Annotated in this window: 16 protein-coding genes; 7 read left to right on the top strand and 9 right to left on the bottom strand. The window is 63.2% G+C overall.

The features are described from left to right. Positions 1-48: 48 nt before the first annotated feature. From DWB23_RS09075 to DWB23_RS09090, 4 genes are all read right to left on the bottom strand, one after another. Positions 49-990, bottom strand: coding sequence for a phosphatase PAP2 family protein (locus tag DWB23_RS09075; RefSeq protein WP_238717377.1), 942 nt, complete (start codon positions 988-990; stop codon positions 49-51). Positions 991-1,048: 58 nt separating this feature from the next. Continuing rightward, a complete protein-coding gene (locus DWB23_RS09080) occupies positions 1,049-1,576 on the bottom strand; it encodes a hypothetical protein (RefSeq protein ID WP_121742494.1) in 528 nt (175 codons plus the stop codon). Between the two features lie 92 nt (positions 1,577-1,668). Next, entirely contained in the window at positions 1,669-1,914 is a 246-nt protein-coding gene (locus DWB23_RS09085; protein WP_121742495.1) for a hypothetical protein, read from the bottom strand. A gap of 74 nt (positions 1,915-1,988) precedes the next feature. Then, positions 1,989-2,798, bottom strand: a complete 810-nt coding sequence (locus DWB23_RS09090) for an RIO1 family regulatory kinase/ATPase domain-containing protein (protein ID WP_121742496.1) — start codon at positions 2,796-2,798, stop codon at positions 1,989-1,991. Between the two features lie 259 nt (positions 2,799-3,057). Between DWB23_RS09090 and DWB23_RS09095 the strand changes: the two genes are divergently transcribed. From DWB23_RS09095 to DWB23_RS09105, 3 genes are all read left to right on the top strand, one after another. Then, complete coding sequence (locus DWB23_RS09095; protein ID WP_121742497.1) at positions 3,058-4,230, top strand: DUF7544 domain-containing protein; 1,173 nt, start codon at positions 3,058-3,060, stop codon at positions 4,228-4,230. A gap of 217 nt (positions 4,231-4,447) precedes the next feature. Next, complete coding sequence (locus tag DWB23_RS09100) at positions 4,448-5,590, top strand: acyl-CoA dehydrogenase family protein (RefSeq protein WP_121742498.1); 1,143 nt, start codon at positions 4,448-4,450, stop codon at positions 5,588-5,590. 31 nt (positions 5,591-5,621) lie between these two features. Beyond that, entirely contained in the window at positions 5,622-5,849 is a 228-nt protein-coding gene (locus DWB23_RS09105) for a hypothetical protein (RefSeq protein WP_121742499.1), read from the top strand. Positions 5,850-5,862: 13 nt separating this feature from the next. Here DWB23_RS09105 and DWB23_RS09110 read toward each other — a convergent pair whose 3' ends face one another. The 3 genes from DWB23_RS09110 to DWB23_RS09120 all read right to left on the bottom strand — a co-directional run bounded on the left by DWB23_RS09110 (position 5,863) and on the right by DWB23_RS09120 (position 8,595). Then, positions 5,863-6,663, bottom strand: a complete 801-nt coding sequence (locus DWB23_RS09110) for a DUF6517 family protein (RefSeq protein WP_121742500.1) — start codon at positions 6,661-6,663, stop codon at positions 5,863-5,865. Between the two features lie 113 nt (positions 6,664-6,776). Next, positions 6,777-7,280 (bottom strand): DUF2062 domain-containing protein, encoded by a 504-nt coding sequence (locus DWB23_RS09115; RefSeq protein WP_121742501.1) that lies wholly within the window; start codon positions 7,278-7,280, stop codon positions 6,777-6,779. Positions 7,281-7,338: 58 nt separating this feature from the next. Continuing rightward, positions 7,339-8,595 (bottom strand): Glu/Leu/Phe/Val family dehydrogenase, encoded by a 1,257-nt coding sequence (locus tag DWB23_RS09120; protein WP_121742502.1) that lies wholly within the window; start codon positions 8,593-8,595, stop codon positions 7,339-7,341. Positions 8,596-9,793: 1,198 nt separating this feature from the next. Between DWB23_RS09120 and DWB23_RS09130 the strand changes: the two genes are divergently transcribed. Continuing rightward, positions 9,794-11,077, top strand: a complete 1,284-nt coding sequence (locus DWB23_RS09130) for a Cdc6/Cdc18 family protein (RefSeq protein ID WP_121742504.1) — start codon at positions 9,794-9,796, stop codon at positions 11,075-11,077. A gap of 272 nt (positions 11,078-11,349) precedes the next feature. On the opposite strand, the gene gdhB is transcribed toward DWB23_RS09130, so the two are convergent. Continuing rightward, complete coding sequence (gene gdhB / locus DWB23_RS09135) at positions 11,350-12,621, bottom strand: glutamate dehydrogenase GdhB (protein ID WP_121742505.1); 1,272 nt, start codon at positions 12,619-12,621, stop codon at positions 11,350-11,352. 157 nt (positions 12,622-12,778) lie between these two features. On the opposite strand from gdhB, the gene DWB23_RS09140 reads away from it, so the two are divergent. The 3 genes from DWB23_RS09140 to DWB23_RS09150 all read left to right on the top strand — a co-directional run bounded on the left by DWB23_RS09140 (position 12,779) and on the right by DWB23_RS09150 (position 15,478). After that, positions 12,779-14,179, top strand: a complete 1,401-nt coding sequence (locus DWB23_RS09140) for an NAD-dependent succinate-semialdehyde dehydrogenase (RefSeq protein ID WP_121742506.1) — start codon at positions 12,779-12,781, stop codon at positions 14,177-14,179. Positions 14,180-14,320: 141 nt separating this feature from the next. After that, positions 14,321-14,782, top strand: a complete 462-nt coding sequence (locus tag DWB23_RS09145) for a MaoC family dehydratase (RefSeq protein ID WP_121742507.1) — start codon at positions 14,321-14,323, stop codon at positions 14,780-14,782. Between the two features lie 3 nt (positions 14,783-14,785). Beyond that, a complete protein-coding gene (locus tag DWB23_RS09150) occupies positions 14,786-15,478 on the top strand; it encodes a PH domain-containing protein (RefSeq protein WP_121742508.1) in 693 nt (230 codons plus the stop codon). Between the two features lie 100 nt (positions 15,479-15,578). On the opposite strand, the gene DWB23_RS09155 is transcribed toward DWB23_RS09150, so the two are convergent. After that, on the bottom strand, positions 15,579-15,929 hold the full coding sequence (locus tag DWB23_RS09155; protein ID WP_121743063.1) for a DUF5658 family protein: 351 nt from the start codon (positions 15,927-15,929) through the stop codon (positions 15,579-15,581). Positions 15,930-15,932 lie beyond the last annotated feature (3 nt).

Consider the following 15,932-nt stretch of genomic DNA (forward strand, 5'->3'; position numbering starts at 1 on the left):
CGAGCACCAACCTCGAAATCGAAGTCGCTCCGACCGTCGTCGATGAGGTTACTTCGATCGTCGCGGATGTCGTGTTCGTGCGAACAGGTCTCGGACGCGCTCCGAGTGGCGAACGACGGGGAGCACGACGATCGCACCCGTTACGAACCCGACGATCCCGGCGACGGCGGAGAGCGATACGAGCGCCACGCCGAGCGGAATCGACGCGACGACCGCACCACCAGCCCGCAACAGGATCGAGCGGAGCGCCCTCGAGAGCGACGAGACGGCGACCGCGTCCCGACCGAGCATAACGAGTTGCCAGCCACCGAAGGCACCCACCGAGCCGGCACAGAGGAGCACCGCGTCCGCCGTCCAGTCGCTCGCAACGAGAAAGAACGCGCTGAAACCGATTCCGAGCGCGAAGGTGATCGTCGGTCGGTCGGCGAACTCGCGGGCCAAAAGCGCTCGAGTCGCGAGCAACAGAGCCAGTCCGATCCCGACTCCGGCGACGACGTCGACGACGTAGTGGACGCCGAGTGCGACTCTGGTGAAACTGACCAGCGAGACGAGCGCGGCGGCGAGGCCGAACCGCAGGTGTTTCGTTCCGATCGAGAGCACGCCCGCCAGTCCGACGTAGACGATCGTGGTGTTGACGGCGTGGCCGCTCGGAAAGCCGTAGCCGCCGGCCGTCGCCGTCGCCTCGTACAACGGCTGGACGAGCCGCGGCAACAACATCGGATCGAGCAGCGGCATCTTGGGACGGGGCAAACCGAACAGCTCCTTGAGTCCGTTGTACAGCCCCATTCCGGCCAGCGCGACGCCCGCGACGGTGGCGATGTCGTCGCGAGTCGGCGCGTCGGCCCAGTAGAGAATCGTGAGGACGAGCGCGAGAAACCAGACGTCGCCGAGTTGCGTCAGCAGGGCGATGAGCACGGCTCCCCACTCGGGGATCGACTCTCGAAACAGATCGAACTCGCCGACGCCGCGGGACGAGGGTACGCGGATCACGCGGCCGAGAAACGGATCGAGGCAGGAGCGAGACGGTCGAGGGATACCGAACCGCCGGTCACCGGTCTTCCTCCTCCCCGCGCTCTTTCGTCACGGTCCGGTCGCCCTCCGGCGGTTGGTCCTCGCTATCGGGGTGGCGTTCCGCTCCCGACTCGTCCATCTCCTCCGTCGCGGGCTCCATTCCCTCGCCGGACCTCCCTTCGCCCGTCGCCGACATCTCGTCCGCCTCGTCTTCTTCATCGGTCGGCGCACCGGCTCGTTGCCGTTCGCTCCCCTCGTTCTCGCGGACCGTGGTTTCGTTGCGCTCGATGACGAGGTCGGTTCCCTCCTCGAAGTCGTTCCGTGTGGTCTCTCCCTCCAGACGAACCGCGTCTCCGGTCACCTCACGGACGGCATCCACGCCGATCGGGACGATGTCTTCGGTGTCCCCGTCCCAGTCGAGAACGGCCGTGACAGAGTCCATCACGCCCTCCTCGAGAGCGACGTACGCCGTTTCGTCCCCGGTCATCTTGACGACGCCGATCGGTTCACCGGCGGCCGTCTCGACCCGTTTGCCGACGTCACCATCCGCAAATCCCGAACTCATGTACGACAGTAACGGCATCCGCTGAAAGCGTGTGGTGCCTGCACAAGCCAGCGGTCCGAACGGGCTGGACGGTGGTACTCGAGTCCGCAACGCTACCGCTCTAGCGGTTCGTCACAGTAGCCACAGCGGTTCGATTCGACGGGTATGCGAGCACCGCACAACGGACAGTTGGTTTTCGTCCGTGCCGCGGAGCCGTCGTCGCTGAACGCCGCCCGTATCAACTCGAAGTCGAAGAGTATCCGCGCGAGTACGAGCACTCCGAACGCTGCGAGGAAGAGATACCGCCACAGCGGGGACGAACCGTCGGGGAGAGAGATCGGTACGCTAACGGGGTCCATCAGTACGATCGAACTGTCACTCGAACAAATAATTTTCCCTGACGGCGTCGACTGTCGGTTTGAACGGGACCGACTCAGCCCTGGCCCAGCTCCGCCGCCCTCTCGAGTTCGGTTCGGAGCGTCATCGAATCGAACTCGTGGTCGGGGCGCAGCCGAACGAAATCGAGGAACCGCCGCGTCGAGAGCAGTTCCTCGGCGTCGTAGACCGTCGCGGCCGCGCCGACGGCGTCTCGAGCGCCGATTCGCGGCTCGAGGACAGCCAGTGCACACGCGAGGTCGTACGCGGTGGTCTCGGCGACGCGGTCCTCGTGGACGTTGGTGGCGTCGATGAAGTAGAACTCGCCCTCACACAGCAGGATGTTCTCGGCGCGCAGGTCGCCGTGAGCCATCCCGTGGTCGCGTAGCGTGGCCAGCATCTCGAACAGTTCCGGCGCGCGCTCGGCGACGAGCCAGTCGGGGGCGTCGTCTAACGAACGGAACTTCGGCAGGTACTCGAGGACGAGCACGCCCAGCCCGTTGACCTCGAAGGCGTCGATCGGTTGGGGCGCGTTGATGCCGATCTCGCGCATCCGCTCCGTCGCCTCGTACTCGTGTTCGACCATCTCTCGCGGCGTGTCGAACCGACCGAAAAAACCGCCGGTGCCCGCCGATACCGCGCCGACGTTACGTCCGGTCGTCAACACGGCATGGACGAGCGCGTTCTGCCTCGAGACGATCTTGACGAACCACTCCTCGTCGATGACGCAGGGCGTCGACAGCCAGTTGTCGGCCTCGAGAAACTCCACGCGAACCGCCTCGCGGTCGTATCGATCCGCCAGCGTCTGGACAACACGCTCGAGGCGGTCCCACTCGACAGTCCCTCGCGCGAGCCGGCGGATGTCCATACGTCGACTGTGGGTGCTTCGGGGTTAAATGCCTCCCGAACTGTCGCCCTCGAGACGTGTTTCCGTCTCGGCGGGTCTCGCATCCGGTCGTCACGTCATCCGTCGGCGATCGAGACCGGGGCCCGGCTGGTTTCGAGTTTTTCACCAGCGCCTCACGGCGGGGGTGATGAGGCGAGCAACTCCAATCCGGCGTATTCGCGCTCAATCGGTGTCACGAACAGCATTCTTATCAGGATTGCAACGAAATATCTGGGCTGTTATGGATGCGATCGACGACCTCAGTGATGCGATCACCGTCACGCGAAACTTTCTGACGCCGATACGGGTGGGAATGTGGGTCAAACTCGCGATCATCGTCTTCTTCGTGAGTTCGCTCGGGTTCAATGGGGCGGCTCCCGGCGGCGACTTCGGGTCCTTCGCCGGCGATCCGGCGTTCGAGAACGGGCAGACCGACCAGGTCGAGGGGGACGTCCCGACCGATGAGCTCGTCCTCGGGCTGGTCATCATCGGTGCGATCGCGCTGGTCCTCTGGCTGGGCTACTCGCTCATCGCCGGAGTCATGGAGTTCGTCTTCCTCGAATCGTTACGGACGGGCGAGGTCCACGTGAGACGCTACTTCTCGGCGAACCTCGGCAACGGGATTCGGCTGTTCGCGTTCCGAGTCGGCGTCACGCTCGGTATCGGACTCCTCGCGGGTGCCCCCGTAGCGATCGTCTGGTTGCAAGGAACCCTCAGTGACGTTTCGGCCGCGTTGATCGGGTTGTACGCGCTGTACGCCTTCGGACTGTTCCTGGTGTACGCGCTCGTCGACCGCTTTACCAGCGAGTTCGTCGCCGCCATCATGCTCCTCGAGGATCGCGGCGTTCTCAGCGCGTGGAGTCGATTCTGGGGGACGTTTCGGGCTAACTGGACGGAGTACGTCGTCTACCTCGTGTTGGTCTGGATCCTCTCGCTCGCGATCACGATCGCCGCCGGGTTCGTGATGGTGCTCGGCATCCTGGTGCTGGCCATCCCCTTTGGTATCGTGATATTCCTGTTGTCCCTCCTCGGAGACGTCGGCATCGTTCTGGCCCTTCTCGTCGTATTGGTGGCGTTCGCAGTCGTCCTGCTCTTCGTGGCGCTCGTCTGGACGCCCATCACCACCTACTTCCGGTACTACGCGCTGTTGGTGCTCGGCGATACGAACGCCGAACTCGACCTTATTCCCGACCAGCGTGCGGCGGCGCGGTTCGACGGCGGCGAACCGACCGGTCGCGACGATCACTGGAACGACGGACGTGGCGACGAGCGGGATCGATCGGATCGCGGCGACGGCTGGTCGACGGACGACGGCGACGCGTGGGATAACGACTCGAGCGCGTGGGACGACCCGAACGACGCCGCCGACCCCGATTCGGACGACCGCGACTCGGATGACGATCGGGGCTGGTAACGGCATCGATCGGTGACGTTCCGCCTCACTCGAGGCATCTAGTAGCCACTGGAACGAATTTACACTGATCGCAACGCCGCGGTTCGGAGCGAACGGAGTGAGCGAGAACCGCGCTGCCCTCGTGCGATCAGGTGTGTATTGACTTTCAGTGACTACTATAACTGTCGACGACCGCGTCTGTCGGTGCGTTTATTTCATACGGCGGCAAGTATTGCGTATGGACACCGATCTGCCTGACGAACACCGAATGATTCGGGAGTCCGTCAGGGACTTCTGCGAGACCGAGATCGAGCCGATCGCTCAGGAGATCGAGGACGAGCACCGTTTTCCCGCCGAAATCTTCGAGCAACTCGCGGATCTCGACATGATGGGTGTCCCTATCGCGGAGGCAAACGGCGGTCTCGGGGGAGACACGCTCATGTACGCGCTCGTCGCCGAGGAACTCGGTCGCGTTTCCGGCTCCATCGGTCTGTCGTACGTCGCGCACACGTCGCTCGCGTCGAAACCGATCGAACTGTTCGGAACCGATGCACAGAAAGAGCGCTGGCTGCGCCCGCTCGCGGAGGGCGAGCACCTCGGCGGCTGGGCGCTGACCGAACCGGCCAGCGGCTCCGACGCGTCGGACATGGACACGACCGCACGGAAGGAGGGTGGAGAGTGGGTGTTAAACGGCACCAAGCAGTTCATCACGAACGCCTCCGAGGCCGGTTCCGTCCTGGTGAAAGCCGTTACGGACCCCGACGCGGGCTACGACGGCATCTCGACGTTCATCGTTGATCCGCGCGAAGACGACGGCTTCGAGGTCACGACGATCTGGGAGAAGATGGGACTGAACGCCTCGCCGACCTGCGAAATTCACCTCGAGGACGTTCGACTCCCCGAGGACCGCCTGCTCGGCGGGGAAGGCGAGGGCTGGGACCAGACCAAAAAGACGCTCGACGGCGGACGGATCTCCATCGCCGCGCTCTCGACCGGACTGGCCCAAGGAGCCTACGAGCACGCGAAGACCTACAGCAAAGAGCGCGAGCAGTTCGGTCAGCCGATTTCGAAGTTCGACGCCATCCGGGACAAGATCGTCGATATGCATCGGAAAACCGAGCGCGCACGCCTGCTCACCTACCGCGCTGCCCGCACGTACGACAAGGGAGAACCGGTGACTCGAGAGTCCGCCCTCGCGAAACTCGACGCCAGCGAGGCCGCCCGCGAAGTCGCCGAAGACGCCGTACAGGTGCTCGGCGGGTACGGCTACACCACCGACTTCGCGCCCCAGCGGTTCTACCGGGACGCCAAGCTGATGGAGATCGGCGAAGGAACCAGCGAGATCCAGCACCTCGTGATCGGCCGGGAGCTAGGGCTCTAATCCGGACGCGAGTCGTCGCGCTCACAACACCATGTTCACACTCGCCGTCAGCCTCGTGCTCGTCGTCCTCGGAACCGCCGGAATCCGATACGCGCCGGCCGTCGTCGCCGCTCAGCACCGACAGGGGATGGCCCCGCTCGAGGACGACGACCACGGCGTTCTCGACGAGACCGACCGGAAACGGGCCACGAGAGGAACGGGCGTCGTCTTCGTGGTCGTCGGTTTCGCACTCCTCGCGTACGGATCTGGCGCTATTTGAGGAGAGACAAACGCTACTCGAGCGCACCGAGTATACCGCCGTCGTCGCTACCGTTGTCGTCCGCGTCGTTCCCGTCGGTATCGTCGTTTCCGCTTCCATCGGCGTCGTCCCCCTCAGTGTCGTTACCGCTATCCTCGTCGGTATCGCCGTCGTTCGACTCCGCGTCGTCCGTCTCGATATCCGTAACTACTCCCTCCATGAGAGCGACGATGTTCGCCTCCTCCTGCCCGCGGAGCTGTCGGGGGTAGACGCCGATCGTCACGAGCAGGTCGTCGCCCGCCTCGACGGCCTCGCTGACGTGGAGGTCGACCTCGAGGCTCTGCCCGGAGAAGACCGCATCGGCGCGAAACCGCGACCGGGTCGCCGTCTGCTCGAGGGACGTGACGTCGGCGTCTTCCTCGTGAGAGATATCGCTGATGTCGTCGTAGTTGTGCTGGATCAGTTCGACAAGCTCCGCAGCCGACATATCCTCGACGGGGTTGAAATTACGGCCCACCAAGCTGACCTTCGGCGTTGTGAGCACCATGAAGACGGCTCCGCGCTGACGACCGAGGGGGCCCATGTCCACCGCCTTCTCGTGTTCGGTGAGGTAGTTCGTGACGACGATGGTCTCCGACGCGGGTCCGATGCCGACGTCCTCTTCGACGACGATCTCGTCGACGTTCGTCTGGTCGTATCCCGTCTCCGAACGAACGTTTGCGTCGACGCCCGCTGGCGACGATTCGTGTTCGGCCATTCCGATCAGGCCGAGACAGCCGGAGAGACCGGCGAGTCCCGCGACGCCGAGTCCGCCGAGAAGCGTTCTGCGATTCATTTTCGAACTAATGGATGTTCATTTCATAAATGTGTATTGAATCGGTGATTGTCTGTTGAACCGTGAACACATTCTGCTCGAACTCGGTCACGCTCTGTCTACGCCGGGACGACTTACTCCCGCCGGAAGAATCCCAGTATCTCCGAAGCGAGTGACGAACCGGACTGTCGGCTGAACCGTTCACGATGTACGCGCGTCAGGTACAAGACGAGGACGTATCCGAGCGACGAGAGAATAACCGCGATAACGACGTTTCCGAGAAGCAGTTGCTGAATCGCGACCCACGCCGTCTCTGTGTTTATCGCGTCGCGCGAACGAACCGAATCCGAACCCAACAAGAACGCCCCGGTCTGAAAACTCGCGAGGTACACCAGGGGTTTGATGATCGGGTTGAGCACGGCAACGGAGGCGAAAATCGCGGGTTTGCTGATCCACGACCATATCGCGACGAGAACGAAAAACAGACCGATCCCGAGACCGCCGGTCGGGAGCGACGTGATGAAGATGCCGATGGCAAAGCTCAGGGCAACCTGTTCTGGGGTGTGTTCCTCGCGGAACGCCGCGAGGAGCTTTCGACGGACTCGATCGCGATACTGGGCGAGCCGTTCCCCTACCATTCACTCTACCCGTCGGTAACCAGCAATCGGGAAAAAGATACCGAGTTCCCCCGGTATATCAGGGGAACGAACCGGCTTCCTCGAAGGCGTCGGCGACGCGCTGGATCGCTACCACGTACGCCGCGGTCCGCGGATTGTCGAGTGCGTTCTCCTCGAGCGTCTCGACGAGCGCGACGAAGGCGTCGACGATGATCTCCTCGAGTTCGTCGTTAACTCGCTGTTCGGTCCAGGAGAAGCGCTGCCGGTTCTGGACCCACTCGAAGTAACTGACCGTGACGCCGCCGGCGTTGGCGAGAATGTCCGGAACGACGAACACGTCCCTGCGTTCGAGGAGCGCGTCGGCCTCGGGCGTCAGCGGCCCGTTCGCGGCCTCCGAGATGACGTCCGCCTCGACCGCGTTGGCGAGATCGGCGTCGATGGCGTTCTCGAGCGCGGCGGGGATGAGCAAGTCGACGTCCATCGTCAGAACCTCCTCGTTCGTCACGTCCTCCTCGCTCTCCGCGTAGCCGACGATGCTGCCGGTCTCGTTCTTGTGATCTTTGGCCGCGACCGGATCGAAGCCGTCGGGGTTGTAGATCCCACCGCTCGAGTCGCTGGCGGCGACGACGGTCGCGCCCATCTCGTCGATCAGCTTCGCGGCGATCCAGCCGGCGTTACCGTAGCCCTGAACGGCGACGGTCGCTCCCTCGAGATCTTTGTCGAGGTAGTCGAAGGCCTCGCGGGCCGCGATTACCGTCGATCGACCGGTCGCCTCGACGCGTCCCTCGCTGCCGCCGCTGGCGATGTTCTTGCCCGTGATGACGCCCGGTTCCGTGGTGTTCTCGAGCGTCTCGTAGGTGTCTTTGATCCAGTTCATCTCCCGCTGGCCCGTGTTCACGTCGGGGGCGGGGATGTCGCGGTCTTCACCGATCATGGGGCGGAGTTCCGTTGCGAACGCGCGAGTGACGCGCTCGAGTTCGCTCTCGGAGTAGTCGTCGGGATCGATGACGATCCCTCCCTTTCCGCCGCCGTAGGGAATCCCGACAGTTGCACATTTGTACACCATCCAGCCCGATAGCGCCTTCACTTCGTCGCGGGAAACCTGTGGATGGTAGCGGATGCCACCTTTGTACGGGCCGCGATCGCCGTTGAACTGCGAGCGGAAGGCTTTGAAGCGCTCGAGTTCGCCGTCGTCCCGTTCGATCGTGAGGTTGGTCTCGAGAACTCGCTCCGGGTGTTTGAGCCGCTCGATCACGTCGCTGCCAATCTCGAGGTGGGCTGCAGCCTCGTCGATCTGTGACTGCAGGCTTTCGAATGGGTTCACGCCCTCGGTCATAGTAGCCCGTTTACGGGACGCAAGGATAAGCATAGCGAATATCTATCATGCCATACTGTTGGCAATGTTACACCATCGTTTAACGATGATTAGATACTGGTCGATCGGTCGTTTTTCGTCGCCGTCGGCCGTCCGCCTGATTCGCGTGAGCAGCGTGGTATCGGTGGTCCCACTGGTGCTCGCGCTATTGACGCTGTTCGGCGCATCTCGAGACAGTCGACGGGATGTACGACGCGCGTTCGCGAACCACGATCCCGTCGACTGTCTCGACGTCATCTCTGATCGCTGTCTCGCAGAAGACGTCCTCGGTGAGAACTGGCGTCGCGAGTATCGACGGCCACCCCTCGTTCAGAGTGAAAAACGTTCGATGCGCTTCGCGTGGTCAGCGTGGAACTGATGCACCCGACCGGACCGATCGACTGCGGACGCGTCCTCGACGGTCGCTCGAGTTCGCCGTCGAAGGATCTCGAAGGTATGGCGTCGGTCGGTTTTGGAGCCGCCATCGGGACCGATGACGGTCTCAGTTGACCACCGGAGGGTGACACCCCTCGTTCAGAGTGAAACGGGCGCGACGGTGTCGCCTGCGTTCGAGGGAAGGTATCCAACGTTCGGTTCGAACGGGAACTAGGAGAAATCGGACGCTGAAATTCTACGCTGAGAGACGATCCGTGGAACGCTGGTACCCACACCCCCCGTTCAGAGTGAAAACGGAACGCGATGGGGTGCCCCGAAAACGAGTAGCGGGACTCGAGACTAATTCTCACTATCTCTGTCGAGATATGATATCCAATTCGAAGAGATCTTCCGGAAACAACATCCGGTATTAGAAGACATAATACTACTATGTTAGCTAGACAAGTGTTTCTAGAAGAAAGAGTGGTAAAAAACGGAGGCTGCGCTCCTCGAACTGCCGCTTCGATCGTTACCACTGTGATCGGAGATTAGACGCCGTTACGACGACAACCGCGTTCATAACCCGACGGCAGTCGCCGCAGCTTCGATCCCGTTTTCACTCTGAACGGGGGGCGTAGGGGTTCGACTCGAGACCATCACCGAGGTGGCAGTACAGTCTGCATGTGGGGTATCTCCCGATCGGGAGGAGACGGCCGAAAAGCCGGACAACGAAACGTCTGGCGAGCCGTTATCAGTCTGAACTACCTTCCATAGTTTTATTATGTCTGTCTCCAAGAACGGAGACATGGCTGAACAGGCTGGGGACCCGCTCTTCCACTCTCACGACCCCATCTTTAATCGGAAGGAACTCCTCCACGTCGGTCACGTGCCCGACGAAGACCGCATCGTCGGTCGCGACGACGAGATTGAATCCGTCGCCGCCGAAGTCGGCGCGATCACGCGCGGTGATCCGCCGAACAACGTGATGATCTACGGCAAGACCGGCACCGGAAAGAGTCTTATCTCTCGACACGTGGCCACTCGAGCGCAAAACGCCGCTCGAGGCAACGACATCGACTGCGGTGTTCTCTACGTCGACTGTTCCGAAGCGAACACGGAAACCCGTACGACGCGCCAGTTGGCGCTCAGTCTGAAAGATCAAACCGGCTATCAGGAGAGCATTCCGGTCCGCGGTGTCGGAACGATGGAGTACTACCAGCACATCTGGCAAATTCTCGAGGAGTGTTTTAACGCGATCATCGTCATCCTAGACGAGATCGATAAGCTGGACAACAGTAACATCCTGATGCAGCTCTCGCGCGCTCGAGAAGCCCAGAAGACGGACGCATACATCGGCGTTATCGGAATCAGTAACAAGGTCAAGTACCGCGAGACGCTCGACGAGCGCATCGACAGCAGCTTCGGTCACCGGGAGCTGTTTTTCCACCCCTACGACGCCTCGCAGCTCCGCGAAATCATGCGCAACCGCGAGGACGCCTTCCAGCCTGACGTCCTGGAGGGCGGCACGATCGAACTCTGTGCGGCGCTGGCCGCCAAGAAACACGGCGACGCTCGGAAGGCGATCGAGATCCTCAAGGAAGCCGGCGAACTCGCTCGTCGCACCGGTTCGGAAACCGTCTCCGAGAGCCACATCCAGCAGGCCCAGGAAGTCGCCGAGATCAACCGGATCGAAGAACTCACGAGCGGCGCGACCGTCCACGCGAAACTCGCCCTGTACGCGCTGGCGAGTCGCATCATCACCGGCGACCGCGAGACGCATAAGACGCGGAAGATCTACGAGCGATACGTCAGTATCTGCGACCTAGTCGCCACCGATCCGATCACCGAGAACGGCCTCTATCGACAGCTCAAGGAACAGGCCTTCCTCGGCGTCATCGAGTCCGAAAAGACCGGCGGCGGCCGCTCCCAGGGGAGTTACCTTCTGCACCGCCTCGTCACCGACCCGAAACACATCATCAAGGCAGTTCGACGGGACAGCTCGCTCGAGGACTTGCCGACGTACGATCGACTCGGCGATAGCGCAAGCGCGACGGCGGAGCGTGACGCCGAACTCTCCTCGTTCTCCTGAGCCGTTTACCGGCCCGAACCTCACTGCCGGAACTCGTGCGGTGGTTTCCAACGGAGAATCGGCCGCGATTGGCGTGGACCCCGCCACACTCCGTTACAGTCTGAACGAGGGGTGTGGGCGCTCGCTCGTACTGACGCTCGCGGCGATCTCACCGGCCTACGGCCGGAGTTGCTGCGCCTCGTGCGCTGCAGCCGAAGTCCCCGCACCTCGTGCGTTGCGACCGGAGTTTTCGCGTCTCGTGCGCTACAGCCGTAATCTCCACACCACGTGCGCTACGGCCAGAATCCCCGCGTCTCGTGGGCCTCGGCGATCCGCTCGAGGGCCACGATATACGTCGCGTCGCGCCAGGTCACGTCCCGCGCCTCGTACTCTTTGCGAACGGCGTTCCAGGCCCGGAGCATCTCGGTCTCGAGTTCTTCGTTGACGCGCTCGAGACGCCACGATCGGCGGTTGATGTCCTGGAGCCATTCGAAGTAGCTGACCGTGACGCCGCCGGCGTTGGCGATGATGTCCGGTATCACGCGAATTCCGCGCTCTTCGAGGATCTGGTCGGCGCTCGAGGTCGTCGGTCCGTTGGCTCCTTCGACGATCACGTCTGCGGAGACGTCACGGGCGTTTTCCCGAGTGAGGACGTTCCCGATCGCAGCGGGAATGAGAACGTCGACGTCTAACTCGAGGAGTTCGTCGTTCGTGAGCGTCTCGGGTGCCTCGTAGCCGGAGACCATCCCCGGCGTTTCGTCGTGATCTTCGACGTCGTTGGTGTCGAGTCCGTCGGGATCGTAGATCGCGCCATCGACGTCCGAAACGGCGACGACGGAGGCTCCGAGATCGTCGAGGTATCGGGCAGCGTTGGCTCCGACGCTCCCGAACCCTTGGACGGCGACCGTCGTCTCCTCGATGTCCCAGTCGTAGTACTGGATCGTCTCTCGAGTAACGATGCCGACGCTCCGTCCGGGCGCTTCTTCGCGGCCGTACGAACCGCCGACGACGGGTGGTTTACCGGTGACGATACCGGGGGTCGTTTCGCCTTCCTGCATCGAGTAGGCGTCCATGAACCAGGCCATCGTTTGCGGACCGGTCCCCATGTCGGGTGCGGGGATGTCCCGCATCGGACCGATAACTGGACGGAGTTCCTCCGCGAAGCGCCGAGTGAGTCGTTCCTTCTCGTCGGTGCTGAGTTCCTTCGGATCGACGACGACGCCGCCTTTGCCGCCGCCGAAGGGGATGTCCATCACGGCGCACTTCCAGGTCATCCACATCGACAGCCCGACGCACTCCTCCTCGCTCACGTCGGGGTGGTAGCGCAACCCGCCCTTGTACGGCCCGCGAACGCTGTCGTGGTGGGCGCGATACCCCGTGTACATCTCTCTGGAGCCGTCGTCGCGCTCGAGGGGTACCGTCACGCGATAGACGCTCGTGGGATGCCACAGCCGTTCGATGACCCCCTCGTCGACGTCGAGGTGGGCGGCCGCCCGCTCGAGTTGGCGGCGGGCCGTTTCGACCGCGCTTTCGGGCTCGTCCGCTTTTGTATCTGAGACAGTCATCGTTGTGAGTCCGTCTACGTCGTGACCGCCGAAGTACGTCGGCTTGCCAACTCACCCTCTCGTCGGGCGAGTGCTCGCGTCCGTCGCCCCCTCACTCGAGTCGTCCCTTCCATAGCCACCCTCACGTTTGAAGCGCCTCCTCGTGGTCGACTCTCCCATGTCGATCGAGAGCCAGAATCCGGCGACCGGTGAAGTAGTCGACACCTTCGACGAGACCTCGAACGAGGACCGGGAGCGCCATCTCGAGCGAGCGATCGAGACCTTCGAGGAGTGGCGGGACACGCCGGTCGAGCACCGCCAGCAGTTGCTGTCGACGGCGGCGGACGTGCTCCGCGACGGGGCCGACGAGTACGCCGAACTGATGACCCGCGAGATGGGCAAGCCGATCGGACAGGCTCACGACGAGGTCGAGAAGTGCGCGTGGGTCTGTGAGTACTACGCCGAACACGCCGCCGAGTTCCTCGCGGACGACGTCGTCGCCGGCGAGCCGAACGCTCGCACGCTGATCGCCTATCAGCCGCTGGGGCCGATCCTGGCGATCATGCCGTGGAACTTCCCCTTCTGGCAGGTGTTTCGCTTCGCCGCGCCGAATCTCGTTGCGGGCAACGTGGGCCTGCTAAAACACGCCTCGAACGTCCCCGGCTGCGCGAAGGCAATCGAGGACATCTTCCGCGAGGCGGGGTTCCCCGAGGGCGCGTTCACCGCCCTCCTGATTAGCTCCGACGAGATCGACGACGTGATCGCGGACGACCGGATCAGGGGCGTCACCCTTACCGGCAGCGACGGCGCGGGCCGCGCGGTCGCCGAAACCGCCGGCAGCGAACTGAAGACGAGCGTGCTCGAACTCGGCGGCAGCGACCCCTTCGTCGTCCTCGAGGACGCGCCGATGGAGAAAACAGTCGAGACGGCGGTTCAGGCGCGGCTCATCAACTCCGGCCAGTCCTGTATCGCGGCGAAGCGCTTCATCGTCGTCGACGACGTCTACGACGAGTTCGTCGACCGGTTCGTCGAGGCCATGGACGAGCAAACCGTCGGCGACCCGATCGACGAGGACACCGACCTCGGCCCGCAGGCCCGCGAGGATCTCATGGAGGACCTTCACGGGCAGGTCGAGGAGACGCTCGAGGCGGGCGGCGAGTGTCGCCTCGGCGGCGAGCCGATGGACCGCGACGGCGCGTTCTACCCGCCGACGGTGCTGACGGACGTTCCCGAAGACGCACCCGCAGATCGCGAAGAACTGTTCGGACCCGTCGCGACCGTCTTTCGGGTGCCCGACGAAGCGGCCGCGATAGAGAAAGCCAACGACACCCGCTTCGGTCTCGGCGCGAGCGTCTGGACGGAAGACCTAGCGCGCGGCGAGCGGGTCGCCCGCCGGTTCGAGTCGGGACTCGCCTTCGTAAACGAACTCGTCAAGTCCGACCCCCGACTGCCCTTCGGCGGCGTGAAGGACTCGGGCTACGGTCGCGAACTCGCCCGGGACGGGATCCGGGAGTTCGTGAACGCGAAGACGATCTGGGTTCAACACGAAGCCGGCGAAGAAACCGGAATGGTCGAGTGATACGGATCGTTGTACCGTTTTACCCGTGATCGCTCGACCGGGCTAGCGATCACCGGTAACGAATTACGACGGACCGTATGAGTGAGCGCTGACCCCTCGGCGAGCACCACGCTTTTGCCGTCGCTGTGCGACCTCGAACCTATGACCGGACTGTACTACGAGGAGTTCACCGTCGGGGAGACGATCGAACACGAACGTCGGCGGACGATTTCCGAGAGCGACAACCAGCGATTCTGCGATATGACGATGAACCAGCAGCCCTTGCACCTGGACGGGGAGTTCGCGGCCGAGACCGAGTTCGGCGAGCGACTGGTCAACGGCCTCTACACGATGTCGCTGGCCGTCGGCCTCTCCATTCCGGAGACGACCGACGGAACGATCGTCGCGAACCTCTCCTACGACGACGTCGAGCATCCGAACCCGGTCTTTCACGGCGACACGATCCGCGCCCGATCGACGGTGACGGACAAACGCGAGACCAGCGACGGCGAGCGCGGCGTCGTCACCATGCGCGTCGAGGCGTTCACGCAGGACGACGACCTCGTCTGCGAGTTCGATCGAACCGTGCTCTCGCTGAAACGCGAGCATGAGACGGTGGACTGAACGATGGCTGCACCATCATCGATCGACGATCAGGACCTCGAGTGGCTGTCGCTGGACGACAGCGAGTCCGTGCTCTGGTCCGGCGAGCCGGACCGTCGGACGATCGTACCGACGGCGTTACTCCTCGTGTTGCCGGTTCTCGCGCTCGCTGTCGTCCCGTTCAACTGGGTTGCGGGAATCGGTCTCACCGCCGTCCTGACACTCTTTACCGTTCCGACCGTCGCCTGGGCCGTTCTCTGGGTCCGGAGCACGGACTACGTCGTCACCTCGAACGGACTGTACGCGAAACACGGGGTCCTCTCGCGGGACGTCAAACGGATCGACTTCGAGAAGGTTCAAAACACCTCCTACAGCCAGAGCGCACTCGGGACGCACTTCGGGTACGGCCACGTCGAGGTTAGCTCCGCGGGCGGCTCGGGCGTCGAGATGCGGTTCCGATCCGTTCCATCCCCGCGGGAGATCCAGCAACTGATCAGCAGCCGCGTGAAACCGGCTCGATCGCCGGATCGAACCGACGCGAAGCGCACGGACGACGACGTGCTCGAGGAGATTCTCGCGGAACTCCGAGCGATTCGATCGACGCTGGAAGGCGGTACTGGTACCCCAGGCCGGTCGGACGAATCGCGGTCGACCGCTGCCTCGAGCGAGGGCGTCACCTTCGAGCGCGAGTCCTCCGACGGGGACGCGTCGAACTGAGGGGTCACACCGACCGAATCCGGTTTCGTGACCCGACTATATCGCGCCTCGCGTCGACCAAATCGCGTCTCGCGGTCCAACTCGAGCGCGTAGGGATCCCTCAGGTCGCCATCGAGATCATGTACAGGTTGATACAGACGGCGATCACCCACGGGATCGCGAGTCCGGCGGGAACGATGGGGCGGTAGGCTTCGGGGAGCATGGGTCGACAGATCAATCCGATACCGACCGCCACCCCTTTTAGCGCGAGCATGCCGGCGAGCCCGTGCCCCTCGATCGCGCCGCGGGCGACCGGGTTCGATTCGGCCAGCCCCAGATGGAGGCCGGCGAACGTCGTCACGACGTCGCCGACTAACGAAAGCACGACGAGCGCCCAGAGCGCTCGCTCGAGGGATTCCGGTGTCGTATTGCCCGGTAGCTGATAGCGCGGATACGCGCCGTCGGAACTCATAGT

It is taken from the genome of Natronorubrum halophilum (assembly GCF_003670115.1).
GTDB classification, from domain to species: Archaea; Halobacteriota; Halobacteria; order Halobacteriales; family Natrialbaceae; genus Natronorubrum; species Natronorubrum halophilum.